Annotated in this window: 22 protein-coding genes; 5 read left to right on the top strand and 17 right to left on the bottom strand. The window is 71.5% G+C overall.

The genetic code is table 11. The features are described from left to right. Positions 1-65: 65 nt before the first annotated feature. Both AB4880_RS02235 and AB4880_RS02230 read right to left on the bottom strand, forming a co-directional pair. On the bottom strand, positions 66-767 hold the full coding sequence (locus tag AB4880_RS02235) for a DUF6758 family protein (RefSeq protein ID WP_367917568.1): 702 nt from the start codon (positions 765-767) through the stop codon (positions 66-68). 31 nt (positions 768-798) lie between these two features. Further along, positions 799-1,359 (bottom strand): histidine phosphatase family protein, encoded by a 561-nt coding sequence (locus AB4880_RS02230; RefSeq protein ID WP_367917567.1) that lies wholly within the window; start codon positions 1,357-1,359, stop codon positions 799-801. Positions 1,360-1,405: 46 nt separating this feature from the next. On the opposite strand from AB4880_RS02230, the gene AB4880_RS02225 reads away from it, so the two are divergent. Further along, positions 1,406-2,617, top strand: a complete 1,212-nt coding sequence (locus tag AB4880_RS02225; protein ID WP_367917566.1) for an MFS transporter — start codon at positions 1,406-1,408, stop codon at positions 2,615-2,617. Here AB4880_RS02225 and AB4880_RS02220 read toward each other — a convergent pair. The 7 genes from AB4880_RS02220 to AB4880_RS02190 form a co-directional block, all read right to left on the bottom strand. Further along, positions 2,601-3,137, bottom strand: a complete 537-nt coding sequence (locus AB4880_RS02220; protein ID WP_367917565.1) for a hypothetical protein — start codon at positions 3,135-3,137, stop codon at positions 2,601-2,603. The genes AB4880_RS02225 and AB4880_RS02220 overlap by 17 nt on opposite strands. A 2-nt stretch (positions 3,138-3,139) precedes the next feature. Beyond that, complete coding sequence (locus AB4880_RS02215; RefSeq protein ID WP_367917564.1) at positions 3,140-4,717, bottom strand: choice-of-anchor P family protein; 1,578 nt, start codon at positions 4,715-4,717, stop codon at positions 3,140-3,142. Next, positions 4,714-5,421, bottom strand: coding sequence for an ABC transporter ATP-binding protein (locus tag AB4880_RS02210; RefSeq protein WP_367917563.1), 708 nt, complete (start codon positions 5,419-5,421; stop codon positions 4,714-4,716). The genes AB4880_RS02215 and AB4880_RS02210 overlap by 4 nt, the downstream gene beginning before the upstream one ends. Beyond that, positions 5,418-6,191 (bottom strand): ABC transporter ATP-binding protein, encoded by a 774-nt coding sequence (locus tag AB4880_RS02205; protein WP_367917562.1) that lies wholly within the window; start codon positions 6,189-6,191, stop codon positions 5,418-5,420. Before AB4880_RS02205 ends, AB4880_RS02210 begins: the two co-directional genes overlap by 4 nt. Position 6,192: 1 nt before the next feature. Next, positions 6,193-8,160 carry an ABC transporter permease gene (locus tag AB4880_RS02200; RefSeq protein WP_367917561.1) on the bottom strand — a complete coding sequence of 656 codons (1,968 nt, stop codon included), beginning with the start codon at positions 8,158-8,160 and terminating at the stop codon, positions 6,193-6,195. Positions 8,161-8,162: 2 nt separating this feature from the next. Continuing rightward, the gene (locus tag AB4880_RS02195) at positions 8,163-9,647 is read right to left on the bottom strand and encodes an ABC transporter substrate-binding protein (protein WP_367917560.1); all 1,485 of its coding nucleotides are present in this window, start codon (positions 9,645-9,647) and stop codon (positions 8,163-8,165) included. Between the two features lie 63 nt (positions 9,648-9,710). Continuing rightward, the gene (locus AB4880_RS02190) at positions 9,711-11,201 is read right to left on the bottom strand and encodes an ABC transporter substrate-binding protein (RefSeq protein ID WP_367917559.1); all 1,491 of its coding nucleotides are present in this window, start codon (positions 11,199-11,201) and stop codon (positions 9,711-9,713) included. 173 nt (positions 11,202-11,374) lie between these two features. On the opposite strand from AB4880_RS02190, the gene AB4880_RS02185 reads away from it, so the two are divergent. Further along, positions 11,375-11,869, top strand: coding sequence for a DUF6174 domain-containing protein (locus AB4880_RS02185; RefSeq protein WP_367917558.1), 495 nt, complete (start codon positions 11,375-11,377; stop codon positions 11,867-11,869). Positions 11,870-11,873: 4 nt separating this feature from the next. Here AB4880_RS02185 and AB4880_RS02180 read toward each other — a convergent pair whose 3' ends face one another. Together AB4880_RS02180 and AB4880_RS02175 are read right to left on the bottom strand one after the other, a co-directional pair. Next, positions 11,874-12,923, bottom strand: coding sequence for a MaoC family dehydratase (locus AB4880_RS02180; RefSeq protein ID WP_367917557.1), 1,050 nt, complete (start codon positions 12,921-12,923; stop codon positions 11,874-11,876). A 6-nt stretch (positions 12,924-12,929) separates the two neighbouring features. Next, positions 12,930-14,129: a glycosyltransferase family 4 protein gene (locus AB4880_RS02175; protein WP_367917556.1), complete on the bottom strand. Its 1,200-nt coding sequence runs from the start codon at positions 14,127-14,129 to the stop codon at positions 12,930-12,932. A gap of 129 nt (positions 14,130-14,258) precedes the next feature. Here AB4880_RS02175 and AB4880_RS02170 point away from each other — a divergent pair, with 129 nt between their 5' ends. Both AB4880_RS02170 and AB4880_RS02165 read left to right on the top strand, forming a co-directional pair. After that, positions 14,259-15,257: a glycosyltransferase family 2 protein gene (locus tag AB4880_RS02170; RefSeq protein WP_367917555.1), complete on the top strand. Its 999-nt coding sequence runs from the start codon at positions 14,259-14,261 to the stop codon at positions 15,255-15,257. Beyond that, positions 15,254-17,467, top strand: a complete 2,214-nt coding sequence (locus tag AB4880_RS02165) for a hypothetical protein (protein WP_367917554.1) — start codon at positions 15,254-15,256, stop codon at positions 17,465-17,467. Before AB4880_RS02170 ends, AB4880_RS02165 begins: the two co-directional genes overlap by 4 nt. A 553-nt stretch (positions 17,468-18,020) precedes the next feature. On the opposite strand, the gene AB4880_RS02160 is transcribed toward AB4880_RS02165, so the two are convergent. Continuing rightward, entirely contained in the window at positions 18,021-19,238 is a 1,218-nt protein-coding gene (locus tag AB4880_RS02160; protein ID WP_367917553.1) for an acyl-CoA dehydrogenase family protein, read from the bottom strand. Positions 19,239-19,384: 146 nt separating this feature from the next. Here AB4880_RS02160 and AB4880_RS02155 point away from each other — a divergent pair, with 146 nt between their 5' ends. Then, positions 19,385-19,681 (top strand): hypothetical protein, encoded by a 297-nt coding sequence (locus AB4880_RS02155; protein WP_367917552.1) that lies wholly within the window; start codon positions 19,385-19,387, stop codon positions 19,679-19,681. A gap of 79 nt (positions 19,682-19,760) precedes the next feature. Here the strand turns inward: AB4880_RS02155 and AB4880_RS02150 are convergent, their stop codons facing one another. From AB4880_RS02150 to AB4880_RS02130, 5 genes are all read right to left on the bottom strand, one after another. Further along, positions 19,761-21,116, bottom strand: a complete 1,356-nt coding sequence (locus AB4880_RS02150) for an exonuclease/endonuclease/phosphatase family protein (RefSeq protein WP_367917551.1) — start codon at positions 21,114-21,116, stop codon at positions 19,761-19,763. 143 nt (positions 21,117-21,259) lie between these two features. Beyond that, entirely contained in the window at positions 21,260-21,469 is a 210-nt protein-coding gene (locus AB4880_RS02145) for a hypothetical protein (protein ID WP_367917550.1), read from the bottom strand. After that, a complete protein-coding gene (locus AB4880_RS02140; RefSeq protein WP_367917549.1) occupies positions 21,466-22,761 on the bottom strand; it encodes a DUF6752 domain-containing protein in 1,296 nt (431 codons plus the stop codon). Before AB4880_RS02140 ends, AB4880_RS02145 begins: the two co-directional genes overlap by 4 nt. Then, positions 22,758-24,302, bottom strand: a complete 1,545-nt coding sequence (locus AB4880_RS02135) for a class I SAM-dependent methyltransferase (RefSeq protein ID WP_367917548.1) — start codon at positions 24,300-24,302, stop codon at positions 22,758-22,760. Before AB4880_RS02135 ends, AB4880_RS02140 begins: the two co-directional genes overlap by 4 nt. Positions 24,303-24,357: 55 nt before the next feature. Further along, the gene (locus AB4880_RS02130) at positions 24,358-25,692 is read right to left on the bottom strand and encodes a phospholipase D-like domain-containing protein (protein ID WP_367917547.1); all 1,335 of its coding nucleotides are present in this window, start codon (positions 25,690-25,692) and stop codon (positions 24,358-24,360) included. Positions 25,693-25,774 lie beyond the last annotated feature (82 nt).

Genomic DNA, 25,774 nt, shown 5'->3' with positions numbered 1-25,774 from the left:
GATCGTCCCGCACCACGGCGTCCTGGCGACGCGGAACGGCCGAATTCGGGACGGTGGCCCGCGCCTCACCAGGCCGGGGCAGGGCCCCCGAACGGCAGCGCGACCAGCTGTGGCCCGGTGGCCGAAACGTCGCGCAGGATCCAGTCGTCGCGCAGCAGCAGGATCGCCGAGGCCGGGCGCAGCACCAGCCACAGCCAGCGCCCGCCCGACTCACCGGCCAGCACCGAGCGGTCCCAGTCGCCCGGCGCCGAGCTGACCGAGACCGGCCACAGGCCCACGGGGTGCTGCTCGACGCGGACGCGCACGGGCGGCGGGCCGTCGCCGACCTCGTGGCCGGGATCGAGCACCTCGTCGGCGTCGAGGCCGGCGACGCGGGCGCCGAAGCCGGTGCCGGGCTCCTCGCTGATCACCATCACGTCGACCGGTCCGTCGAGCTGGCTGGTGCCGGCGACGCAGGTCATCGTCGCCTGGGGCGGCGCGCCCGCAGGGCCGGCCGTGCCGACCACCGCCGCGAAGTCGCTGACCGTCCAGCCGGGGCCGAGCGGCCAGGGCAGGAAGGTCGGGAAGCGGCCCACCCGCAGCAGGTGCGCCGCGAAGCCGTCGTACGACGAGGCGACCGGCCTCCACATCGGCACGACGACGCCGTGGTCAGGGCACGACCAGGACCCGTCGCCGACCTCGGCGACGGGCGTCGGGCAGCGCGGACACTCGACGCGGAAGCCGGGCGGCTCCGGCTCCCCCGGTGTCACGGGCTGTTCGGTCGACATCTCGCCACGCTCCTGCGCGGGGGCTCGTTCGTCAAGCGTTCCAGCGCTGGATGACCGCGGTCTCGCGCTCGTAGCCGAGCTGCGAGATGGTCGCGGTGTCGAGCCTGAACAGCGCGCCGTCGCGCACCGGGAGCCCGAGCCAGCGCGCGGTCAGCGCCCGCAGCACGTGGCCGTGGGCGAAGATCAGCACGTCGCCGCCGGTCAGCCGGATGTGGTCGACGACCCGGTCGACGCGCTTCTCGACCTGCTCGGGGGTCTCGCCGCCGGGGCAGCCGTCGGTCCACAGCGACCAGTCGGGCCGATCGGCGCGGATCTGCGCGGTCGTCATCCCTTCGTAGTCGCCGTAGTCCCACTCGAGCAGGTCGTCGACGACCGTAGCGTGCTCGAACCCGGCCAGCTCCGCCGTACGGCGGGCGCGCAGCAGCGGACTGGTCAGCACCTCCCGGTAGGAGGGCCCGTCGAGCCGGATCCGCAGCTCGCGGGCCAGCTGCTCGCCCGCCGGCAGCAGCGGCTTGTCGGTCGACGAGGTGTGCCGACCGGACTCACTCCACTCCGTCGCGCCGTGACGGACCAAGAACGCGGAATCGGTCATACCCGACATCCTGCCAGCGGAAGCCGCCGAGTGGCAGGATCCGGCCATGCCGCTGCCGCTGTCCCGCCATCGCCTCGCGATCGCCGCCGGGTTCGCCACTCAGGGCTTCGTCTTCATCAGCCTCACCACCCGGCTGCCGGACATCAAGGACCGCTGGGACCTCTCCGAGCTGGGCGTCTCCGGCGTGCTGCTGGCGATCGTGCTGCTCGCCGGCGCGGGCTCGGTCGTCGCGGAGCGGCTCGCGGCCCGGGCGGCCAGCGCGCGGGTGCTGCGGGTCGGCCTCGTCCTGGCGGCCGTCGGGGCGGCGCTGATGCTCGCGGCGCCGGCGTGGCCGGCGTACCTCGCCGGGGTGGCGGTCTACGGCGTCGGCCTCGGCATGGTCGACGCCTCGACCAATATGCAGGCGGTGGCGCTGGAGGTGCGCTACGGGCGCACGATCCTGCCCAGCTTCCACGGCGCCTGGACCTTCGGCGGCCTGCTCGGCGCGGCCGTCACGCTCGCCACGGCCGACGTCGACCTGGCCTGGACGGCGCTCGTGGCGATCCTGCCGGTGCTCGTCGCGGGCGCGGCCTTCCTGCCCCGCGACGACGCACCCGCCGACACCGCCGGCCCCGCCAGCTCGGCCGCGGCGGCCGCGATCGCCGTCCCCTGGCGCCCGATCCTCATGGTCGGTCTCGGCATGGTCGTCTTCTACATGGTCGACACCGCCGCCCAGACCTGGGGCGCGGTCTACCTCGACGAGGTCGTCGCCGCGCCGTCCCGGTTCGTCGCGCTCGCGACGCTGCCCTACCTGGTGGCCAGCCTCATCGTGCGCCTGGCGGGCGACCGCGTCGTCGAGCGGTACGGCGCGACGCCGGTGCTCCGGATCGGCGCGGTCGTCGCCTGCGCCGGGCTGGTCGTGGTCACGGCCGCGCCGACGTGGGGCATCGCGGTCCTCGGCTTCACCCTCACCGGCGCGGGCATCTCGGTCGTGGCGCCGCTCAGCTTCTCCGCCGCCGCGCGGATCGCGGGCGGCTCGGTCGAGCGGGTCGACGCGGTGATCGCCCGGTTCAACCAGTTCAACTATGTCGGCGGGCTGCTCGGCGCGGTGCTCACCGGCGTGGTGGGCAAGGACGAGCTGCGCTACGGCTTCGTGGTGCCGCTGTTCCTGGTGCTGACGCTGCTGCCGCTGGCCCGCTGGTTCGGGTCGGGGCGCCCGGGAGGTCCCGAGCGCCCGACGCCGAACGAGCAGGCGCCGGAGGTCAGCGCCGAGCGGTAGGCCGGCAGACCCGGCACACCGTCAGGTGGGCGTTGCTCTCCCCCACCGGCGTGAGGTCCTCGCGGTGCGCGATGAGCGCGCAGTCGCGCCGGTGCATCGTCGTACCGTCGCCGGCGACGACGGGGATCGCGCCCACGTCGTGGCCCAGCTCGTCGGTGCGCGCGTTGGTGGCGGTCACCTCGGCGAGCACGAGCAGGGTGTCGGCCAGCCGCTTCGACGACTCGCGGCCGTCGGCGGCGATCCGCGCCAGCCACGCGCCGAAGTAGAGGAAGCCGCCGACGAAGGTCAGGCCGAGCCCGAGCATGCCGCCGGAGATGACGTACGACAGCTGGTCCCACTGGTACGGCGACTTCGAGGCGCCGTACCAGCCCAGGATGATGACCACGATGCCGAGCGGCAGCATGATCGCGCCGGCCCAGAAGAGCACGACCTGGAGCAGGGCGTAGTAGTTGTCCTTGAGCGGCGCGACGCCCGAGCGGGAGGAAGACTCGCCGACGCGCGGCAGGCTGGTTGCGGTCATGGTCATGCCTTTCGGAGGTCGGGAAGGCCGCTGTCGAGGCCGTGAGGACAGGCGGCGCCGCCGCCGAGCGCGAGGACGCCGAGCCGGCGCATCCAGCTGCCGGCCACGGCCGCCAGGATCAGGCCGCCGACCATGAGCATCCCGGGCACCGACCCCAGCGGGGGCAGACCCGCGCTGGTGGGCTTGGTGTCGGGCATGGCCTGGGGCGTCTCGCCGCCGGTCGCCGCGCCGCCGACGGGTGCGGGGCCGGCGGCCGGGGGGACGCCGACCGAGCCCGCGGCGGGCTTGCCGGACGCCGGCGGCGGTGTGCCGGCCGCAGGGGCGCCCGCGGCGGGCGCCGGGGCGATGTCGATCGGCGGCACCGTGTCGACGGTGGCCGACGCGACGCCGAGTGTGATCACGACCCGCGGCGCGAGGCCGGACAGGCCGGCCACGATGCCCTTGAGCGGGCCGGCCTGGGCCGGGATCAGCTGCGCCAGCTGGGCGGCCGGCAACGCCTTGAGCAGCGGCGAGAGGACCTTGGTGTCGATGGTGATCTTGAGGCCCTCGGACACGCTGGTCGCGGTGTCGCCCTCGACCGTGCGGACCGGCTCGGGGATCTCGAAGGTCACGCCGAGCTGCTGCAGCGCCGCGGCCGGCAGGTCCTTCAGACCGGGGATCGGGGTGGTCTTGCCCATCGCGATCACGCCGTCGGGGCCGATGCCGAACTCCTGGCCGGCGATCGCCATCTTGCCCCACACGGCCTTGCCGGTCGCGGTGCCCTTGGCGCCGTCCGAGGTGGCCTTGGCGACGGTCTCGACGCCGCCGAGCGTGATCAGGCCGCCGAGCAGCCGGATCTCGCCGAGCGTGGCGCGCGAGGCGGTCACGACCGGGCCGTCGACGGCGGTCATCTTGGAGCTGGAGACGTAGCCGTCGACGTCGACCAGGGCGGCCAGGCCCGGCGGCAGGCCGGGGGTGCTGGTCGCGGTCTTCTTCTGCCCGCCGAGGCCGCCGAGGCCGCCGGTCAGCTTGCCGAGCAGGTCGGTGAGCGGGTTGCCCCCGCCGCCGAGGCCGCCGCCCGGGGCCGCGCCCTCGTCCGCATCCGGGCCGGCGACGGCGCCGTCCGGCGAGAAGCCGGCCTCGGCGGTCGCGGTCTTGTCGCCCGACGTGGTCCGCATGACCGAGCCGGGGAGCTTCTCGTCCGACTGGGTCGGGGTGTCGCCGGGGTACTGCGAGTTGACCTGGACCGGGTAGCCGCCGTCGGTCAGCGGGTTCGACGGCAGGCCCAGCTGCTCGGCGAAGGTCTTCAGGCCCTCGCCGACCGGGTCGCCCGGCCAGAAGAAGCTGGCCCGGCCGGTCGACTGGCCGGAGTCGGCCTTGACCTTGGTGTAGCCGGCCTCCATCTCGACCTGCGGGCTCGCCGGGATCGGCAGGCTCGGCTCGTAGATCTCGACGCGGATCGGCGCCGACCAGGCCGACGACGAGAAGCCGCCGTACGCCGGCTTGGGCGCGGCCGCCGCGGGCGAGGCGCCCGGACCGGCGGCCATCGGCACCATCGAGGCGGCGATGCCCCCCGCCAACAGAAGTCGGAACCTGCTCATGCTGCTCCCCCCAGGATGACGTCGGCCATGGTGTCGAGGATCTCCCCCGGCTCACCGGTGGCCACGATGCGACCGCCGCTCATCACGGCGGCATAGTCGGAGACCCGCAGCGCGGTGCGGGCGAACTGCTCGATGCAGAGGATCGAGACGCCGGACTCGGCGATCCGGGCGACGGTCTCGTAGAGCTCGTCGACGATGAGCGGAGCGAGGCCCATCGAGAGCTCGTCGAGCAGCAGCAGCGCGGGATCCGAGGCGAGCGCCCGGGACATCGCCAGCATCTGCTGCTCACCGCCGGACATGGTGCCGGCGAGCTGGTCGCGGCGCTCGTGCAGCCGCGGGAAGTAGCTGTAGGCGGTGTCGAGGATCGCGGGCGCCGGGACGCCGGCGTACGACATCAGGCGGAGGTTCTCCTCGACGGTGAGGTTCGGGAACACCGACCGGCCCTCGGGGATCGTGCACAGCCCCACCCGGGCCAACTCGTCCGAGCGCGCCTTGCGGACGTGGACGCCGGCCAGGTGGATGTCGCCCGACGTCGCCTCCTTCTGGCCGCTGATCACCTTGACCAGGGTCGACTTGCCGGCGCCGTTGGGGCCGAGCAGCGCCATCACCGCGCCGCGCGGGACGGCGAGGTCGACCCCGCGCAGCACCTCGATCCGCCCGTAGGCGGCATGCAGGTCGACGACCTCCAGGATCGGCACGCTCACGGCGTCACCACCTCCATCACGCTGGTGTCGTGGGCTGACTCGTCGCTCTCGGAGTAGCCCAGGTAGGCCCGCTGGACGTCGGCGTCCGCGCGGATCTCGGCGGGCGTGCCGGACGCGATGATCCGGCCGAAGTCGAGGACGTGGATGTCGTTGCAGACGCTCATCACCAGGTCCATGTCGTGCTCGACCATGAGGACGGCGCAGCCCTCGCCCGCGAGCTCGACGAGCAGCTCGCCGAAGGCGTCGGTCTCGGTCTCGTCGAGGCCGGACGACGGCTCGTCGAGCAGCAGCAGTTGGGGATCGCTGGCCAGGCAGCGGGCCAGCTCGAGCAGCCGCGCGGTGCCGGTCGGGATCGAGTCGGCGCGCTCGTCGGCGTAGTCGAGGATGCCGACGCGGTCGAGCAGCATGTCGACACCGCCGCGCGAGCGCCCGAACCACGCCAGCGGCCCGCCGTGGATCTCCTGCGCCACCCGCACGTTGTCGCGCACGGTGAGCGAGCCGAAGGCCTCCAGCCGCTGGAAGGTGCGGCCCACGCCGTGCCGCGCCCGCTTGTGCACCGGCCAGCCGGTGACGTCGCGGTCGCGGTAGCGGATCCGCCCCTTGGTGGGCTTCTGCAGGCCGGTGATCACGTTGAAGCACGTGGTCTTGCCGGCGCCGTTGGGCCCGATCAGCCCGGTGATGGAGCCGCGGTCGGCGGTGAACGCGGCCTCGTTGACCGCGGTCACGCCACCGAACCGCACGACGACCTCGTCGACCTCGAGCAGCGCCATGTCAGCCCACCTTCTCGATGACCATGGTGGACTCCACGTCCGCCTCCAGTACGACGTCGCCCGTGGCGGCCGGCTCGGCGCCGCCGCCACGCGGCAGCAGCCCCTGCAATCGGCCCTCGAGTCCCGGCGCCACCTTGCCGCCGGTCCAGCGGCCCAGCTTGAACAGGTAGTTCGCCAGGCCGTTGGGGTCGCGGCCGAGCAGCACCGCGCCGACGCCGATCACGACGAACAGCAGGCCGGCCATCTCGGGCGCCGACGCCTGGAACTCGGGCAGCAGCATGAGCGCCGTACCGCCGAGCAGGGCGCCGGTCACCGAGGTCGCACCGAAGACCACGGCGAGCAGCAGCACGAGGAGCGACTGGAAGTAGAGGAAGTCCGCCGCGCCGACCGTGCCGCGCAGGCCCGCGAAGAGGCCGCCGGCGAGACCGGCGATGCCCGCCGAGAGGGCGAACAGGCCGACCCGGAACCACCGCATGTCGAGGCCGAGGGTGCCGCAGGCCGACGGGCTGTCGCGCATCGCGATGAGCAGCCGGCCCAGGGCGCCCCGGCGCAGCAGCAGGAGCCCCAGGGCGAGAACGACGAAGGCGAGCACCATGAACCAGACGTAGGAGGTGTCGCTGCCGATCCGCATGCCGAGGATCGAGAGGCGCTGGGCGGCCAGCGTCCCGTTGAACTTGAACGCGAAGTCGGCGTTGAAGATGACCTTGTCCATGAGCACCGCGAAGGCCATCGTCGAGAGCGCCAGGTAGAGGCCGGTCAGCCGCAGCACGGGCAGCGCCACCAGCGCCCCGGCGCCCGCGGCCACCAGCGCCGCCACCGCCAGGCCGAAGAGGTTGGGCTCGTCGAGCTTGGCGTAGGTGAGCGCGCCGATGCCGGCGAAGGTGAACTGCGCGAGCGAGACGTGGCCGCCGTACCCGGTGAGCAGGACGAGCGACAGCATCACGATCGCGTACGTCGCCGCGACGCCGATGAGCAGCACCTGGTTGGGCGCCACCGCGTTGATGAGCACGAAGGCCACCACCAGCAGGCCGGCGCCCGAGCCGAGCGAGCGGCGCATCGTGGGCAGCGGCGCGGTGACGATGCCCTTGACCTGGCCGATCCGCAGCTGCGCCTGGGGCATCGCCACGACGATCACGAACAGGAAGAGCGCCGGGATCACCGCGCGGACCGAGTTGAGGATGCCGTCCTTCGGCAGGTACGCGACCGCGTAGGACTCGAGGATGCCGAGGATCATCGCGCCCGCGAAGGTCATCGGCAGGCTCTTGAGCTTGCCGATCATCGCCGCGGCGTAGGCGTTGATGACGAGCAGGGTCAGCGCGTAGTAGTCGAGCAGGACGACGGGCGCGAGCAGGATGCCGCCGAGCGCGGCGAGCGAGATGCCGATCATCCACGACAGCGCGGCCACCCGGTCGGGCTTGCCGCCGAACAGCTTGAGCAGCTCGGGGTTGTCGACCGACGCCCGCATCGCGGTGCCGATCCGGGTCCGGCTCAGCAGCAGGTAGAGGCCGAAGGCGACGGCGATCGCGCAGAGCAGGGTGATCAGCTGATGGGCGGTGACATAGGTGCCGCCGACGTTCCAGCTGGTGCCCGCGTAGAACGGCAGCAGCGCGCGCGGCTCCGGCGGCCACAGCTGCTGGGCGAGGCCGATCAGCGCGACGAGCATGCCGAGGGTGACCACCAGCGCCACCGACACCGGCCCCTCCCCCAGGCCGCGGGTGACGAAGCGCTGGATGAACCAGCCGATCGCCGGCGCCACCACGCCGAGCACCAGGATCAGGGCGAGCCAGGTCGGCACGCCCTGACGCTGGGTGAAGTCCCAGAACACGAACGAGAGCAGCATGCCGAAGGCGCCGTGGGCGATGTTGAAGACCCGCGTCGTCGTGTAGGTGAGGACCAGGCCGCTGGCCATGATCGCGTACGCCGCGCCCGTGAACAGGCCCAGCAGGGTGTAGGCGAAGAGGGAGCTCACGATCAGCCTCCGATTCCGGTGTTCACGACCTTGCCGCACAGGTAGTTGCCCGACGAGACCTGCTGCCAGCGGCCGCCCTTGTACTGGACGACCTTCTGGCACGGCGGCGTGTTCGCCGTACCGAGGTTCATCGCGGTGTGCGCGCCGTTGCCCGTCCAGGACGTCGTGTGCCGGACCGCGTCGACGAGCGATGCGCGGGTGAGCCGGCCGCCCAGCGCGATCGCCTTCTCGACGAAGAGCCGGGTCGCCGACCAGGCGTAGAGGCCGTAGTAGTTGGGGATCGCGCCGGGCTTCACCTGCTGCAGCCACGACAGGTAGAGCTGGATCTCGGCGTTGTTCTTGTTCTCGAACAGGTCGTTCGACGAGTAGATGTAGTCGCCCTCGGCGAGCGCGCCGGCCTGCTGGACGTAGCGCTGGTCGTAGATCGTCGGGTCCTGCAGGAAGAAGTCCGGCTTGAAGCCCTGCTGCTGCATGGCCTGCTGCAGCTTGACCGTGTTCTGGTACGGCCCCTGGTAGGTGACCGCCTTGACGCCCTTGTCCTTCATCTGCTGGACGTAGGGCGCGAAGTTGAACTCGGCGACGTCGATGCCCTGCTGGTAGGTGACCTTCCAGCCGGCGCCCTTCTCGAAGCCGGCCGCGAGGCTCTTGGCGTTGACCGGCGCGGCGCCGGCGTTGATGTAGAGCACGGCGGCGTTCTTGACCGCGTCGGGGTACTTCTGCGCCAGCCACTTCGCGGTGGGGTCGGCGATCAGGTTGGTCCGGATCGAGTACGCCGCGAAGCAGCTCTTGCACGCCTGGCGCTCCGGGTTGACCGTGACCGCGCGCAGGTCGGGGATCCCGCAGTTGGCCGCCGTGGCCGCGCCGCCGGAGTCGAAGGCCGACATCGAGCCGACGGTCGCGAAGGCGGAGCCGCACGCCTTGACGTAGCCCTGCTGGTCGGCGCCCGCGTCGGCGCGGCTGTCGAGGTTGATCAGGTCGAGCTTGCGGCCGCAGATCGTGTTCTGGGAGTTGAAGTACTCGACGTAGGCACGGGTCGCCTGCTGCGCGGACTCGAAGATGCCGGGCACCGGGCCGGAGATGTCGGCGACATTGGCGATGGTGATCGTCTTGTCGGTGATGCCGGTCTGGTTCTTGAAGCCGGCGCAGGAGCCGGCCTTGACGCCGCCGGTCGCCGACCCGTCGCCGGACGACGAGCCGCCGCCACCGCCGCCACCGCCGCCGTTGGCACCGGAGCCCCCACTCGCTGCTCCGGTGCCGCCGCCCGTGCTGCCGCCGGCGCCGCCACTGCCGGTTCCCGCGCCACCTGCGGCCGGGGCGCCGCCGGTGCCGGAGTCGCCCCCGGTGCCGGAGCCGCCGTCGACCGCGGAGCCGCCGCCGTCACCCGAGCCGGCCGCCGCGCCCGATCCGTTGCCGCCGGTCGCCCGGGCGACCTCGTTCGGGTCGAGCTGCGACCCGCACGCCGTCACCGCGAGCAGGACGGCGGCCACGCCGGCCACCCGCATCGCGCGACGCGCCCTGGCCGACCTGGTTCCCCCCGGAGCCCTCATGTCTCAGCCACCCACTCCGGAGTTGATGACGTTGCCGCACAGGTAGTTGCCCGGCGAGACCTGCTGCCAGCGGCCGCCCTTGTACTGGATGATCTTCTGGCAGGGCGGGGTCTCGGCGGTGCCCACCCGCATCGCGGTGTGCGCGCCGTTGTCGGTCCAGTTGTTGACCTTCTTGACGGCCGCCACGAGCGAGGCCCGGTCGAGCTTGCCGCCGAGCGCGAGCGCCTGCTGGACGAAGAGCCGGGCCGCCGACCACGCGAAGAGTCCGTAGAAGTTCGGGATCGCGCCGGGCTTCACCTGCTGCAGCCACGAGAGGTACAGCTGGATCTCGGCGTTGTTCTTGTTCTCGAACAGGTCGGTCGTCGAGTAGACGTAGGTGCCCTCGGCGAGCGAGCCGGCCTGCTGGATGTAGCGCTGGTCGTAGATGGTCGGGTCCTGCATGAAGACGTCGGGCTTGTAGCCCTGCTGCTGCATGGCCTGCTGCAGCTTCACCGTGTTCTGGTAGGGGCCGGTGTAGACCACCATCTTGATGCCCTTGTCCTTCATCTGCTGAACGTAGGGGGCGAAGTTGAACTCGGCGACGTCGATGCCCTGGGTGTACTTGATCGACCAGCCCATCTTGCCCCAGGCCGCGGCCTGGCTCTTGGCGTTGATCGGGGCCGCGCCGCCGTTGATGTAGAGCACGCCGACGTTCTTGACGGCGTCCGGGTGCTGCTTGGCCAGCCACTTCGGGCCCGAGTCGGCGATCAGGTTGGGGCGGATCGAGTAGACGCCGAAGCAGGTCGAGCAGCCGGCCCGCTCGGGCGTCGTCATCGCGGCCCGGATGTCGGGGATGCCGCACGACTCGGCCACCCCGGCGCCGCCGGAGTCGAAGGCGCCCATCGAGCCGACCGCGGCGAACGCCTGGTCGCAGGCCTTGGTGTACGCCTGCTGGTCGGCACCGGCGTCGGCCCGGCTGTCGAGGTTGAGCAGCTCGAGCTTGCGGCCGCAGATCGTGTTCTGGGAGTTGAAGTACTCCACGTACGCGCGGGTGGCCTGCTGGGCCGCCTCGAAGATGCCCGGCACCGGGCCGGACAGGTCGGCGACGTTGGCGAGGGTGATCGTCTTGTCGGTGATCCCCTTCTGGTTCTTGAAGCCGGCACACGACGCCGCCTTCACGCCGCCGGACGACGAGCCCTGGCCGGACGTCGGGGCGTTGCCGGTACCGCCGCCGGTGGCGCCGCCGCCCGTCGTACCGGACCCGCCGGTGCCGCCCGTGCCACCCGAGGTGCCACCGGTCCCGCCGGCACCGCCGGACGTGCCGCCGGTGCTGTCGGGGGCGCCGCCGCCGGGGGCGATCGGGGCGCCGGCGGCGTCCGTGCCTCCGCCGGAGCCGCCCCCGCCGCCGTTCATGCTGGCGACGGTGTTCGGATCGAGCTGGGAGCCGCAGGCGGTGAGCGTCAGCACCAAGGCGGAGACGCCGACCATGCGACGCGCGCGGTCTCGGAGAAGCATGCAGAACCTCTCGACTCTGTGAGCACAGCAAGGTCCCGGTCCCGGCGACCTCGAGACTCCAACGAGCGTCCTGTGACCCGAGTCACGGCCTAAAGTGCAACGTGTTTCAGTTTTTTCTCGGGGCGAGGGGGAACGCGACGGGTCCGCACGTCGTCCCAGGCATCATGAGAGCCATGTCCTCCCGCGCGCGCCTGCTGCCCGTCGTCCCGCTGCTGCTGCTGCCGCTGAGCGCGTGCGGACACGAGAACGACGACCGCGCGACCGACTCCATCGCTCCCGCGCCCGCCCCGAGCGCGACGGAGTCGCCCTCGGGCACGCCCGAGTCGACCGGCCGCTATCCCGCCTTCGCCGCGACCGACTACGTCTACCGGCTCGAGGTGATGTGCTTCTGCCCGCAGGTCGGCCCGGTCAAGGTGCGGGTCGAGGGCGGCAAGGTCGCCGGCGCGACCGCGCTCTCCGGCGACGGCAGGGGCAAGCCGGCGCCCGACTACACCCGGCTGTCCATCAACGACATCATCGCGATGGCCAACGACCCCGCCGCGGCGAAGGTCGAGGTCACCTGGCCCGACGGCCAGGACCACCCGACCTCGGTCGCCGTCGACCGGATCGCGAACGCCACCGACGACGAGGTGACCTACACGATCAAGAACGTGCGGGTGCTGCCCTGAGCGGTCAGCGCGGGACGAGCACCCAGTAGTCGAGGTCGAGCAGGACGCCGGCGGCGTACTTGCCGTCGTCGCCGCGCAGCGTCATCGACTCGTCGCGGCCCTTGGTCGCGACCAGGCGCAGCCGGAGCGCGCCGACGCCCGGGGCGGACGTCTCGGCCTTGTCGAGGACCTCGGACCAGGCGTAGATCGTGTCGCCCGCGAACGCCGGGGCGGTGTGGGCGCCGGCGTTGATGGCGGCGATGAGCTGGGCGTTGGCGAGGCCGTTGAAGGACAGCGCGCGGGCCAGCGAGATCACGTGGCCGCCGTAGACGAGGCGGTTGCCGTCGGGGCGGGCCTCGACGTTGAAGTGCACCTTGGCCGTGTTCTGCCACAGACGGGTGGCCTGCTGGTGCTCGGACTCGGTGAGCGTGACGCCGTCGACGTGGTCGATCCGCTCGCCCACCGCGTAGTCGTCGTAGCGGTGCGACTCCCCCGCCGCCCCGAAGTCGTACGACGTGAAGTCGAGGCCCGCGGGGATCACCAGGTCGGCGGCGGCCACAGCCGGCGCCAGCTCGGGCACGACGGCCTCCGGGGCCGGGGCGTCGACGTCCCGCTTGTGGACCATCACCCAGCGCGCCCACTCCAGCGCGACCTCGCCGCGCTGGTTGGTGGCGGTGGAGCGGACGTAGACGACGCCGCTCTTGCCGTTGGAGTTCTGCTTGAGGCCGATCACCTCGGAGGTGGTGCTGAGCGTGTCGCCCGGCACGACCGGCTGGTGGAAGCGGCACTCGGCGTAGCCGAGGTTGGCGACGGCGTTGAGCGAGACGTCGGGGACGGTCTTGCCGAACGCGATGTGGAAGGCGATGAGCTCCTCGACCGGGTGGGGGTCGAGGCCGACGGACGCGGCGAAGGCGGCCGAGGACGGCACCGCGAAGCGGGTCGGGTAGAGCGATCCGTAGACGGCCCGGTCACCCTCGGTGACGGTGCGGGGCGTCGCGTGCCGGATGACCTGGCCGACCTTGAAGTCCTCGAAGAAGTTCCCGGCCCACGTCTTCGAACCCAGTGTCTTGCTCATGGGCGGTCATTCTGTCAGGTCGGCGATGAGCTTGCGCCAGACGTCGGCGACGTGATCGATGTCGTATTGACGCGAGTCGCGCAGCGCCTGCTCGCCCAGCCGGTCGCGCAGCTCCTTGCTCGCCATCAGCTCGCGCAGGGCCGCCGCGAGCGCCGGGACGTCGCCGTCCGGGACCAGCCGGCCGTTGCCCTCGTCGACCAGCTCGCCGGGTCCGCGCGGGCAGTCGAAGGTGACCACCGGGGTGCCCTGGCTGAGCGACTCGATGATCGTCATCGGCAGGCCCTCGTGGTGGGAGGACATCGCGAACAGCTCGGCGCCGCGCAGCTCGGCGGGCATGTCGTCGGAGTTGCCGGCGAGCGTGATCGTGCGGGAGCCGGAGGCGTCGATGTGCGCCTGGAGCTCCTCCTCGAGCTGCCCCACCCCGTGGATCTTGCAGCGCCAGTCGGGGAAGTCGTCGGCGATGCTCGCCCAGGCGTCGATCAGCCGGTCGTAGCCCTTGACCGGCGCCAGCCGCCCGGCCGCGACGACCGTCTTGCTGTCGCGGGCCGGCCGCTCGGCGGGCCCGCGCCACGGGATCGCGTTGCGGATCACCTCGATCCGCGCCTTCGGGAAGTCGCGCTGGTAGTCGCGCTTGTCGGCGTCGGTCAGGACGACGAAGGCCGCGAGATGCTTCATCGCCCGCGCGATCGGCCGGCTGCCGCCGCCGGGCTCCTGCCGGGCGGGGTAGTTGAAGTGGTCCCACCCGATCCGGATCACCCCCGGATCGGTCATCTTCGCCGCCGCCTTGTGCAGCACCGGCCGGGTCGAGATCAGGACGTCGCCCGGCTCCAGCCGCCCCAGCGACGCGGTGAGCCCGATGTCGGTGAGCGCGGAGAGGTACTTGTCGCGCGCCAGGGCGCTCGGCTGGCGCGCCAGCGCGAGCTTGGCCTTGGGCAGCGTCTCGCGGCGCCGGAAGGCGACCGGGACCAGATACTCCACCGGGATCCGCCGGTCGACCGCGAACGCGTGCGACCCGCCGCCGTAGACACTGATGATCTGGACGCGGTGGGTGGACGCGAGCGCCCCCGCGATGTTGAGGACCGCCCGCGAGACCCCACTGCGACCATGGATGCCCATCACCAGGAAGACCACGCGCGGCCGCTGGTCGTGGTCGCGGCCGGTGCGGTGGAGTGCGGTCCGAAGGCGCGTCAGCGCGCGACGACTCATGACGCCAATGAAACCCGATCCGTCCCCATCCGCTGATTTGCCGCGCCGCGAGGCTCACCAGATGGGTACGACGGCGGGGCGCGGGCTAAGGTGCAGGCCGTGGCGGATTCGACCCGAGGTTCTTCTGTGATGCTCTCCGTGGTCGTCCCCTGCTACAACGAGGAGGCCGTGGTCGACTCGATGGTCGCCGTCCTCAAGGACGTGCTGCCGCAGGTGGCCGACTCCTTCGAGGTGCTCCTCGTCGACGACGGCAGCCGCGACCGGACCCTCGAGCGGCTGCGCGCGATCCACGCCGACGACCCGCGCTTCCGCTATCTCGCGCTGAGCCGCAACTTCGGCAAGGAGTCGGCGATGCTCGCCGGGCTGAGCCAGGCCCGCGGCGACGCGGTCGCGATCCTGGACGCCGACCTGCAGCACCCGCCGACGCTGCTCGCGGAGATGCTGCCGCTGCTCGCCGACGGCAAGGACCAGGTCATCGCGCGTCGTACCCGCACCGGTGACAAGCCGGTGCGCACCATGTTCTCGAAGGCCTACTACAAGATCTTCAACCGGCTCATCGACGTCACCCTCGAAGACGGCGCCGGCGACTTCCGCGTGCTCAGCCGACGCGCGGTGCGCGCGCTGCTCGCGGTCGGCGAGTACAACCGGTTCTCGAAGGGCCTGTTCTCCTGGATCGGCTTCGACACCGCCGTCGTCGACTACGAGAACGTCGCCCGGGCCGGTGGCGAGACCAAGTGGAGCATGCGCAGCCTGGTCAACTACGGCATCGACGGCGTCGTCTCGTTCAACTCGCGGCCGCTGCGGCTGGCGATCTACTTCGGCGCCTTCATCTCGCTGGTCGCCTTCGTCTACGCCTTCTGGGTGCTCGGCGACGCGATCATCAACGGCAACAAGGCGGCCGGCTACGTCACCACGATCTGCACGGTCGTCGGCTTCGGCGGCGTCCAGATGATCCTGCTGGGCGTGATCGGCGAGTATCTCGGCCGGATCTACCTGGAGACCAAGGGCCGCCCGCACTTCCTGCTCAAGGAGAGCAGCGAGGGACCGGAGCACACGCCGGTCGCCGTCCTGCTCGGCCAGGAGCACGAGCAGTTCATCAACATCACAGTGAACGAGGATCGCGCGTGACCAAGCGCCTGTCGTGGCCCTCGGCCGTCGTCGTCATCACGGCTGTCTACGGCCTGATCCCGCTGCTCGGGAGCCGCGAGGTCTACCTGCGCGGCGACTCGGCGGCCCAGTTCGCCCCGACCTGGTGGTATCTCGGTCACCTGGTCCGCGACGGCGGCCTCCCGATCGGCCTCGACCCGGGCTCGTTCGCCGGCGGCAACTTCGCCGCCGAGGCGCTGTTCGGCATCTGGAACCCGCTCAACATGCTGATCTGGCTGTTCGTCTCCGGCTCCGGTGACCTGCTGGTCGCCGTCGCCGCGGTGAAGATCGCCATCCTGGTGCTCATCGCGCTCGGCACCTACCTCGTCGCCCGCGAGTACGACGCCGCCCCGTGGGCCGCGGCCGCGGTCGCGATCGCGCTCCCCTTCTCCGGCTTCACGCTCTGGTGGGACGCCGGCTCGTGGCCGGCCGGCCTGTCCGCCTTCGCCTACGCGCCGTGGGTGTGGTGGGCGTTCCGGCGGACCCTGCGCGGCGCGATGAACCCGTTCTGGGCGTTCCTCGTCGGCGCGCTCGGCGTCACCCAGGGCAACCCCTACGGCACGCTCGCGGTGGTCGTGGTCGGCCTCGGGCTGGTCATCGAGGGCTTCGTGACCCGCAACCGGGCGGGCGCCGTACGGCTGCTGCTGACCGGTGGCTGCGTCGCCGCGCTGCTGCCCCTCATCTACCTGCCGCTGCTGCGCGCCTCCGAGCTGGCCGCCCGCGCGGACGGTCCGGTGTTCGGCAACAACGGCAAGCTGCGGCCCGAGCTGGGCGACCTGCTCGGCATGAGCAGCCCCACCTTCGTGCCCGGGATCATCTCGATCACCGGCCCGACCCAGGTGCCGGTCGCCTACTTCTGCTGGTTCCTGCTGCCGCTCCTCCCCTGGCTCCGCTATGGCGTGCTGCGCGACCGCGCCCGCGAGCTGACCGGCCTCGGCGTGATCGGCCTGCTCTACCTCGCCGCGACGCTCGGCCCGTCGAACCTGTGGCTGTTCCGCTGGCCGCTGCGGCTGATCGAGTACTTCTACCTGGCCCTCGGCGTCGCGCTCGCGATCGTCCTCACCAAGGGCCTGGCCCGCGACCGCTGGCGCGCCCGCACCGCCGGCACCGCCGCGATCGTCGCCGCCCTCGCCTTCCAGACCTGGGCCCAGCACCCCACCCGGCTGGCCTCGACGCTGGCCGGCGTGCTCGTGCTCGCCGTCCTCTCCCTCGCGCTGCTGGCCGCCCACCGCTTCTTCACCACGTCGACCGTGCTGCTCGCCGCCGTCCTGGTGGGCGGCACGGCCGTCGTCCTGGGCCTGCAGGCGAAGGTCTACCACGAGAACGCCGGCGCCCGGATCTACCACATCCCCACCGACGTGGCCGCGTTGCAGCAGCGGTTCGGCGACCTCGACGGCCGGGTGATGCAGTTCGCCGACTTCCGCAAGGCGCAGAAGAAGGCGCAGAAGACCGGCGACGACCGGGCCCTGCGCGCGGCGTGGAAGAACTTCCTGCCCGGCAGCATGTACCACGTGGCCGGCGTCGACGCCGTCAACAACTACACCGGCATGGGCTTCCGCCCGTTCGAGAAGCGCCTGTGCCTGCACTACGAGGGCTTCACCACCCCGTGCGGCTACCGCCACGTCTGGAAGCCCGTCGCGAAGGGCCAGCCGCCCCTCGCCGACCTGCTCAAGCTGCAGACCGTCGTCGCCCAGCCCAAGCAGACCGTCGGCGTGACCCCGCCGTCGAACTGGACGTACGTCGAGCACGGCGACCGCATCGTCCTCACCCGCACCGACACCCTCCCCTGGCCCGACAGCGAGCTCAGCTGGGCGTCGTCCGGCGTCACCGTGTCGTCGGCCCGCCGCTCCGGCCTGTCCGAGTCGGTCGCCCTGTCGGCGCCGGCCGGTGGCCAGCTGACCTTCGCCCTCCTCGACTGGCCCGGCTACTCGGCCACCCTGAACGGCAAGGACGTCACCGTCGGCCACAACCCGGCCGGCCTGCTCACCGTCGACCTGCCCCAGGGCGCCCGCGGCACCCTCGAGCTGAGCTACGACCGCCCGGGCAAGGCCGTGTCCGAGCTCGGCGTGGGCATCGGCGTACTCGGCGCGCTCGCCCTCGGCGTCTACGACGTCGTCGGTCGCCGCCGGCGTCGCGGCGAGGCGGACGCGAGTGCGGCTGTCGGCGACACGGGCAGCGACACCACCCCGTAGGGGCCTCTGCGCCAAGATCGGCGCGGATCAGATGAAGCAGGTTCATCGGATCCGCGCCGATGACCATTTCAGGCACCTGGCCAGCGAAGCGAAGCCGGACGACGGCTGACCCGCGCAACAACCAGCTCCCCCCGGGAGTCGTGTGCCTGAGAACCCGCCCACAGGCGTTCTCAGGCACACGACTCACCCACGAAGCAGGGCGGGGCACGAACCATCCACGGTTCGCCCGAAAACCAGCCGATCCGGCGCGAAATCGGCCGAACCGTGGATGGTTGAGACGCCAGCCCCACCCGCACACCGCCGACAGCAGCGGGCGGCCGCGTCAGCGGCGGCGCGAGCGCAGCGAGTGCCGCGGACGCGCCGGACAGCGGGCCGTCAGGGCCCCGCAGTCAAGGACGGCGAAGCCGCCGCGCAGCGGGCCGAGCGAAGCGAGGATCCTTGACGGCGGGAGACGGCCCGCTACGCGCGGCCGCCCCGACCCACCCGAAGCGGACCCCCCGAAAAACGACCAACCGGCGGCCCCCAGAGGAACCGCCGGCTGGATCGAAGAGCATCAGCCCTTGAGCTTGTAGTCCTTCAGCAGGCTCCGCCCGATGATCATCTTCTGGATGTCGGAGGTCCCCTCGCCGATCAGCATGAACTTGACCTCGCGCATCAGCCGCTCGATCTCGTACTCCTTGGAGTAGCCGTAGCCGCCGTGGATCCGGAAGGAGTCCTCGACGACCTCGTTGGCGTACTCCGAGGCGACCATCTTGGCCATGCCGGCCTCGACGTCCATCCGCTTGCCGGTGTCCTTCAGCCGCGCCGCGCGGACCATCATGTTGTGGGCGACCTCGACCTTGGTCGCCATCTCCGCGATCCGGAAGAGCACGGCCTGGTGCTCGGCGATGACCTTGCCGAACGTCTTGCGCTGCTGGGCGTAGGCGATGCCGAGCTCGAAGCCGCGCCAGGCCAGGCCGCAGGCGCGGGCGGCGACGTTGACGCGGCCGACCTCGACGCCGTCCATCATCTGGAAGAAGCCCTTGCCCGGCTCCCCACCGAGGATCTGCGAAGCGGCGATCTGGTGGTTCTCGAGGATGAGCTCGGTCGTCTCGACGCCCTTGTAGCCCATCTTGTCGATCTTGCCGGGGACGGTGACGCCCTGGGCGGTCTCACCGAAGCCGGCCTCCTTCTCGACGAGGAAGGTGGTCATGTTCTTGTAGACCGAGTCGGCGCCCTCGTCGGTCTTGCACAGCAGCGCGACGAGCGTCGACGTGGCGCCGTTGGTCAGCCACATCTTCTGGCCGGTGATGGAGTATTCAAGCGCAGTGCCGTCGTCCTCCTGCCTCGTCACCGTCGCCTTGGTCGACACGGCGGAGACGTCGGAGCCGAGGCCGGGCTCGGACATCGAGAACGCGCCGCGGACCTCGCCGGTCGCCATGCGCGGGAGGTACTTCTGCTTCTGCTCCTCCGTGCCGTGCTGCATGAGCAGGTAGGCCACGATGAAGTGGGTGTTGATGACACCGGAGACGCTCATCCAGCCGCGCGCGATCTCCTCGACCACGAGCGCGTAGGTCAGCAGCGACTCGCCGAGGCCACCGAACTCCTCGGGGATGGTGAGGCCGAAGACGCCGAGCTCCTTGAGCCCGTCGACGATCTCCTGCGGGTAGGTGTCGGAGTGCTCGAGCTCCTGCGCCACCGGGATGATCTGCTCGTCCACGAAGGTCCGTACGGCCTTCAGGATCTCGGTCTGGTCCTCGGTGAGTCCTTCGGTCTGACAGAGCTTCGGCATCGGTTCCCTTTCGCTGGTGTTACCGCGACGCACTGTACCCGCGAGTAAGGGGCCCCGGACCGCCTGAACTCGTGACATATCGCACCCCCGCGACAGCCCGCCGCGCCCTTGCGAGAGGCGCCTCGGCGGCCACTAGCCTGGCCCGCATGACCAGCGAGTACGACGCCACCGCCGCCCGACTGAACGCCACCCTCGACGACCTCACCGCCGTCCTCGCCGAGCTCACCGTCGCCGTCCACGACTTCAAGGCGTCGGTCGCCGGCTTCGACGGCGTCGTCGACAAGGCCGACGGCCTGCTCGCCCGCGCCGACAAGCTCCTCGCCCCGCTCGCCGCCACCCAGCAGGTCGGCGACCAGCTCAAGGTCGCCGGCCAGCTCGCCGGCCAGGTCGCCTCCGCGGCGGTCAAGAAGGGCGTCGCCGCTGCCAAGGGCGCACGCCCTTGATCGCCGACAACTGAGCGCCGACAACCCGCCGGCCTGGCGCTGAGCACAGGACGGCAGGTCAGCTCGGAGGCGAGGAGCCTCAGACCTTGCGGCCGACGGCCTTGAAGAACGCCACGAACAGCCGGTCGTAGCTGGTCTTGTCGATCGTGATCACCGCACGCGTCGGCACCTTGTGCGTCTCCTGCGTGATCGGGCGGCTGCTGTCGATGCGCAGCGCGCGCGTGCCACCCGAGGCGCTGACGAGCGAGCTCGCGGCGGGCAGGCCGTACTTGGTCCAGTTGCGCTGGTGCGCGACCCACGACTTCTTGCGGGTGTTGGTGCCGAGCAGCTTGATCAACGCGCGCTCGCCGCCGGAGATTTTCTTGCCCGAGGTCAGCACCTGCACCTGGACGCCGCGCTTGCGGGCGGCCTTGATCGCGTCGACGACGCCCTTGACCGCGAGCTGGCGGCTGACCAGGTGGACGACGGCGCCCTTCGGGGCGAGGTTGATGGAGCGGATCATCAGGCTGGTCACCGCCCGCGGCGACGTGCGCGGGTCGGTGAGGACCGTGCCGGGGGTGAACGCCGAGGCGCTGGTGCCCGTGAGGGCCAGGTCGGCCGTCAGTTGGCGGTGGTCGGAGTAGCCGGTGCGGACCGACTGTCCGCGCACGGTGAACTGCCCCGCCGAGGCGAGCAGGATGTAGTCGATGGTGGCACCCCGGTACATGCCCGTCGGCAGCGCGACGCCGGTGACGTCGTAGACGGGCGTCAGGCCGAGCGCGGTCACGGTGCTGCGCGGGTACTCGGCGGGCGCCTTGTAGTTGACGTTGAGGTCGCCGCCGACGACGACCGGGCCGAAGGCACGGAGCTGGTCGACGAGCACCGCGAGCCGCTTGAACGACGGGATGGTGAGGTCCTTGAACTCCCCGACGCGCGGCGAGAAGTGGGTGGCGATGACGGAGATCCGCTCGCCGATGTTGCTCTGCAGCGAGACCCAGTTGGCGTAGCGCAGCCCGAGCTCGTACTTGCGGCTCGGGGGCTTGCGCAGCTTGTTGCTGATCAGGAAGGTGCCCTGGTCGACGACATTCCAGCGCGAGGTCTTCCATGCGACGGCGGTCTCGCCCGTGTAGGCGCCGGGCGTGCGCCACAGCTGATAGCCGGCGGGCGCGAGCATCGCGTCCTTGCGGCCGGTCGCCTCGTTGAAGGTGACGAAGTCCGGGTTCTGCGCGTAGACGCCGGCGATGTCGGCCTTCGTCTTCGCGTCGCTCATCCGGGACTTGATGTTGGCCTGGACGATCCGCATCGGCGCCGACACCGGGGTGTCGCTTCCGTCCTCGGCTGCGAGGCGCACGCCTCCGTGTCCGCCCGGCAGCATGAGCAGGCCGAGGGCGAGGGCGGTCACCACTGCGACGACGGCCGTTCGGGGCGTCCGCGCAACGGTTCGGATGAAGGACATGAGAGCACTCCGTCGGGTCTCGAAACAGTGGTGCACAGGGATCACATCAGTCACATCGGCACCAGAGCAAGACCGCGCCAGGAACTACAAATGTGTAGTTCTGATGGGGGTTCTACGCCCCCGCTGAATCACAACGATGTGATTCAGGAAGCGTCGGTACGACGCTCCAGGAGCGGCACCAGCGCCTGCTCCAGCTCCCCGACGACGCGGGTCAGCTCGACGTCCAGCAGCGCGTTCTCGCGCGCCGCCACCTCGACCTCGGCGACCCGCGCCCGCTGGCGTCGTATGCGCATCAGGCCGACGGTCTCGGCGGCTGCGATGGTGCGGCTGCGCAGCCGGTCGCGTGCGCTCACAGCGACTCCGCGCGGTACTGGCGCAGCGCGGCGTTGGTGACCTTGCCGTCCTGCAGGTCGGCGGGCAGCAGCAGCTCGGTGACGACGTCCTGCAGCATCGCGACCCGCTGGTGCAGGGCACGGCTCGCGGACACCTGGGCCTCGAGTTCCTCGATCCGGCGGCGCAGCTGCTCGTCGGCGCGGTGGACGACCGGCGAGGTGACCCGCTGGGCGATCCGGCGCAGCCGGCGCCCGGGCGTCGCGCCCTGCGCACCCGGAGCCTCGTCCGGCTCGGCCGCGGTCTCGTCGGCCCGCCACACCAGCAGCAGGTCGAGGACGGCGTCGAGCGCCGCCTCGAGCACCTCGGCATCGGTGACCTCGCCCGGCAGCCGGCCGGAGGGCCGGGTGGCACGCAGGTCCTCGAGGTCGCCGTGGACGACATGACCGGACGCCGCGAGCGTCGCGATCGCCTGCTCGGCACGCGCCTTCGCCTCGTCGTACTGGGCGTCGGTCATCGCCAGCGGCTCGTCACGGCGTACGGCGATCACCCGGTGCGCCAGCGTGTCGCGCAGCCAGCGCGCCTTCTCGCGGCCGTTGTCGAGCGGCGCCGCGAGCCGGGTGTTGACCCGGCGCAGCAGCTCGGCGCCGACGGCGCCCAGGGACTCGTTGACGCGCGGCAGGTCGAGGTCGACGCTCACGCCGGCGATGCCGCACGCGTCGGCGAAGCGGCGCCACAGCTCGGTCGGGTCGGCCGGGCTGCGCGGGACGGTGACGACGTGGACGTGGTCGGCCGGCAGGTCGGCGCCCCAGCGCTCGGCGACGCTGGTCGGGTCGGTGGTGCGCCATCCCCACTCGCTGCGCGGCGCCTCGGCCTTCGGCGGGGTCCACTCCTCCAGCGGCGTGGTGAGGCCGAACTTCAGCCGCTCCTGCCAGGCCGAGGGCACCGACCGGGCGAGGTCGCGCGCGGTGATGACGATCTGGACGTCGAGGCCGGCGAGGTCGCCGATCGCCCGGGCGGCCTGCTCGGCCGACGCGGCGGAGAACAGCTCGTAGCTGAGGATCGCGGTGTCGCCGGACCAGCCGCGGATCTCCTTGACGAGGCGCCCCCACTGGTCCTGCCGGTTGGCGGGCAGCTTCTTCCAGCGCGGGTCCTCGCGCACCTGCAGCGCGGCCTGGACGCGGGTGCCCTGGTCGGGCCCGACGACGAGGACGCCGGCCGCGGCCAGCCGCTCCCGGTTGCCGTCGAGCACGCGCTGGAGGTACGTCGTCCCCGACTTCGGCGAGCCGACGTGCAGGTAGACGGTGCGGGTCATGCGGGGCTCCCCTGTCGGGCCGGGACATCGATCGTCATCCGCCAGGTCGCCGGCGGCACGGAGGTGGTCGCCGCGAGCGTGGCCTCGGCCTCGCGGACGCCGTCCTCGGAGGTCACCTTGCCACCCATCGCCTCGGCGGCACGCTTCGCCTCGGCCGGACCGGTGGGCCAGAAGCGCCCGCCCGAGGGGTCGATCCGGGCGGCGAGCGCCGGCCGCGACCAGGCCTGGGACTCGAGGTGGACCTGGCCGCCGCGGCGCAGCACCAGCTCGACCAGCTCCCAGAGCTGGGCGCGGCCGTCGGGCGCGAGCGACTCGAGCATCTCGCGGGCGTAGACCACCGTCGGACCGTGGTGGCCCCGGGCGAGCAGCACCGCGCGGGTGAGGACGTCGCGGACGTCGTAGAAGTTGACCTCGGCACGGGTCAGTCCCTCGACCTGCGGCCAGTGGTGCGGCAGCCCGTAGTCGAGGGCGACCGTCGGCACGCCCTGCTCGGCGAAGTAGGCGGCGTCGCTGCCGACGCCGGCGCCGATGTCGAGGACGCGCGCGCCCTCGGGCAGCTGCGGGAGCACCGACCGGGCGAAGTCGGAGGGGCCGGGACGCTCACGCGCGACGGTGCGGTTGTGCAGCCGCCACTCACGGCGCTGGCGCCAGAGCTTGCCGAACCAGTCGTCGAAGCGGCGCTCGATCTCCGGTCCGGGCTGGTGCTGGAAGGACGGGTCGGGCACCCGCCAGTTGGGGCCGTAGGAGATCTCCAGGATCTTCGCCGGGTCGGCGGGCGCCGGCAGCATCCGGCCCTCGAACTCGATCGGCTGCAGCGGCAGCAGGGCCTCGCGCGGGACCGGCGTGCGGACGGTCGCCGTCTCGTAGAGATTGCCGTCGAAGAAGAAGGTCGTGTAGACGTCGATGCCCGCGCCGGCGCCGTCGGGCGTCGGCACCTGGACGGTGAGGAAGCTGCCGGTGCGCACGTGCAGCCGCATCCCGGCCCGGCGCAGCGCCCGGGCGATCTGCCAGAGCTCGCGCTGCATCTCGGCCGGCGAGCTCTTCTCGGAGAGGTAGCAGAGGTCGACGTCGGAGTCGTGGCCGATGGCCTTGCCGCTGCGGGCCGCGCCGAGCAGCGTGCCGAAGGAGATCCAGGAGCGGACGTCGCACTCGTTCTCGAGGACGTCGATGATCCGCAGCGACTCGTCGGCGAGCAGCCCGAGCAGGCTCTGGTCGCGCGCGTCGAACGGACGCTGCAGCAGGCCCCACTTGTCGACGATCAGGGGCAGCCCGTGCTTGTCGCGCATGACGACTTCGTGGTCGTCGTCGGTGAAGACGACCCGGCCCTGGTAGAGGGTGCTCGACTCGGTCACGACGCGGACGTCGGACCAGCCCACGAGGAAGCGCCGCAGCCGCTTGGGCCAGCGCACATGGGTGTCCCCCGGCTCGTCGGCCGAGAAGGACCAGCCGCGGTGGTCGCCGAAGTAGACGTCCGCGGACCCCACGAAGGCCGTGGGGAACGTGATCCCGTCGTTGTCGACGACGATGCCCTGCCCGCTCATGCCCGCGCTCCCAGGCCGTGGACGGCCCCCGTCGCGGGGGCCGTCCACGAACCCGTCAGAGGCCGTTCTCCTTCATCAGGGCGTAGGGGTCGACCGGGACGACACGTCCCTCGACCGACGTCGCCTTGATCGGCGCCAGGTTGACCGGGCCCCAGCCACCGGGACGGTGGTTGTAGAGGAAGTCGGTCCAGTTGATGTAGGCGTTGGTCATGCCGACCTCGCGGAACTCGCCGACGACCTCGTCGCTGGCCAGCGGGACGGCGCTCCAGTTGGCGCTGCCGTTGAAGACCACGTGGTAGTTGGGCTGACCGGCGTAGAAGCCGCGGATCGCCATCGACTTCATGTGCAGGTAGATGTCGTAGACGCCGTTGCGGTCGCGGTCGTAGGCCAGCTGCAGCTTCTGGATCCTGGCCGCGCCGAGCATCCGGTAGACCTCGCCGCCCATGAGGGCGTAGACGATGCGGATGTCGCAGCCCTGCTTCTTGAGCTGGACCAGCTTCTTGGCGAGGTTGATGCCGCGCTGACCGTGGATCGCGGTCTGCATGATGCGGATCTTGGTGGCGCCGGCCTGGCCCGGGCCGGTGCACTTGATCTGGTTGAGCCGCGCCATGTCGGGGTCGCCGATCTTGCTCGGGATCGCGCCCTTGTAGGGGTAGAACGAGATGTTCTCGGTCTTGTTGACGTCGAACGCGCGGTAGCCCTTGCTGCCGACGCTCTTGTCGAGCTTCATCTCGTTGAAGATCGCCACGAACTGGTCGTAGACGGCCTTGTTGTTGACGAAGGTGTAGAGGTCGTTCCACTGGTCGTTGGCGGCGACGTCGGTGGCGTTGTTGGAGCCGAACATGGTCACGAAGTGACGGTCCTGGACCCGGCTGAAGAGGAAGAACTTCGAGTGCGGGATGCCCTTGGTGCCGCGGCACGAGCTCTTGCAGGTGCGCAGCCAGCTCTGGACCGGGCCGGCCTCCTTGCCCTTGAGCGCCTTGAAGACGGCGGCGGCCTCGGGATTGGGGTGCTCACGGGTCCAGTTGTTGCGGTCCATGATGATCTGGACGGCGACGCCGCGCTTGTAGGCGCGGATGATCGAGTTCTGCCACGAGCGACCCCGGACGTTCCATGCCGCCATCTGGATCACGTCGCCACGGCGGGTGCTGTCGATGCTGCGCAGCACGTGGCGGCGGATGGTGCTCGACTTCTTGCCGCCCCGGTTGTAGGGCTCGTTGAAGCGCAGGCCGGCCGGCGGGTTGTAGTGGTCGCGCTTGAGCTTGCGGGCGGCGACCGGGGTCTCGGCGGCGGTGGCGACCTGGACGTGGGCGGCCGTCGGCGTGGACGCGGTGGCGCCCGGAAGCGCTCCCAGGCCGAGGACGGCGCCGAGGGCCGTCACTCCGATCACCAAGCCGGTTCCGACTCGCCGCATCACAAGCTCACTCTCGATCGTGTCCACGCCGCTCGGACACTCCGAGTCAGCCTCGGGG

It is taken from the genome of Nocardioides ginsengisoli (assembly GCF_039537225.1).
Lineage (GTDB): Bacteria > Actinomycetota > Actinomycetes > Propionibacteriales > Nocardioidaceae > Nocardioides > Nocardioides ginsengisoli.
Note: the sequence above shows the minus strand (reverse complement) of the source record. Positions and strands in the feature narration are given on the sequence as shown.

Coding starts and splice junctions, on each gene's coding strand:
- AB4880_RS02235 (WP_367917568.1), bottom strand. CDS start 767: ATGTCGACCGAACAGCCCGTGACACCGGGGGAGCCGGAGCCGCCCGGC.
- AB4880_RS02230 (WP_367917567.1), bottom strand. CDS start 1,359: ATGACCGATTCCGCGTTCTTGGTCCGTCACGGCGCGACGGAGTGGAGT.
- AB4880_RS02225 (WP_367917566.1), top strand. CDS start 1,406: ATGCCGCTGCCGCTGTCCCGCCATCGCCTCGCGATCGCCGCCGGGTTC.
- AB4880_RS02220 (WP_367917565.1), bottom strand. CDS start 3,137: ATGACCGCAACCAGCCTGCCGCGCGTCGGCGAGTCTTCCTCCCGCTCG.
- AB4880_RS02215 (WP_367917564.1), bottom strand. CDS start 4,717: ATGAGCAGGTTCCGACTTCTGTTGGCGGGGGGCATCGCCGCCTCGATG.
- AB4880_RS02205 (WP_367917562.1), bottom strand. CDS start 6,191: ATGGCGCTGCTCGAGGTCGACGAGGTCGTCGTGCGGTTCGGTGGCGTG.
- AB4880_RS02190 (WP_367917559.1), bottom strand. CDS start 11,201: ATGCTTCTCCGAGACCGCGCGCGTCGCATGGTCGGCGTCTCCGCCTTG.
- AB4880_RS02185 (WP_367917558.1), top strand. CDS start 11,375: ATGTCCTCCCGCGCGCGCCTGCTGCCCGTCGTCCCGCTGCTGCTGCTG.
- AB4880_RS02180 (WP_367917557.1), bottom strand. CDS start 12,923: ATGAGCAAGACACTGGGTTCGAAGACGTGGGCCGGGAACTTCTTCGAG.
- AB4880_RS02175 (WP_367917556.1), bottom strand. CDS start 14,129: ATGAGTCGTCGCGCGCTGACGCGCCTTCGGACCGCACTCCACCGCACC.
- AB4880_RS02170 (WP_367917555.1), top strand. CDS start 14,259: ATGCTCTCCGTGGTCGTCCCCTGCTACAACGAGGAGGCCGTGGTCGAC.
- AB4880_RS02160 (WP_367917553.1), bottom strand. CDS start 19,238: ATGCCGAAGCTCTGTCAGACCGAAGGACTCACCGAGGACCAGACCGAG.
- AB4880_RS02155 (WP_367917552.1), top strand. CDS start 19,385: ATGACCAGCGAGTACGACGCCACCGCCGCCCGACTGAACGCCACCCTC.
- AB4880_RS02150 (WP_367917551.1), bottom strand. CDS start 21,116: ATGTCCTTCATCCGAACCGTTGCGCGGACGCCCCGAACGGCCGTCGTC.
- AB4880_RS02140 (WP_367917549.1), bottom strand. CDS start 22,761: ATGACCCGCACCGTCTACCTGCACGTCGGCTCGCCGAAGTCGGGGACG.
- AB4880_RS02135 (WP_367917548.1), bottom strand. CDS start 24,302: ATGAGCGGGCAGGGCATCGTCGTCGACAACGACGGGATCACGTTCCCC.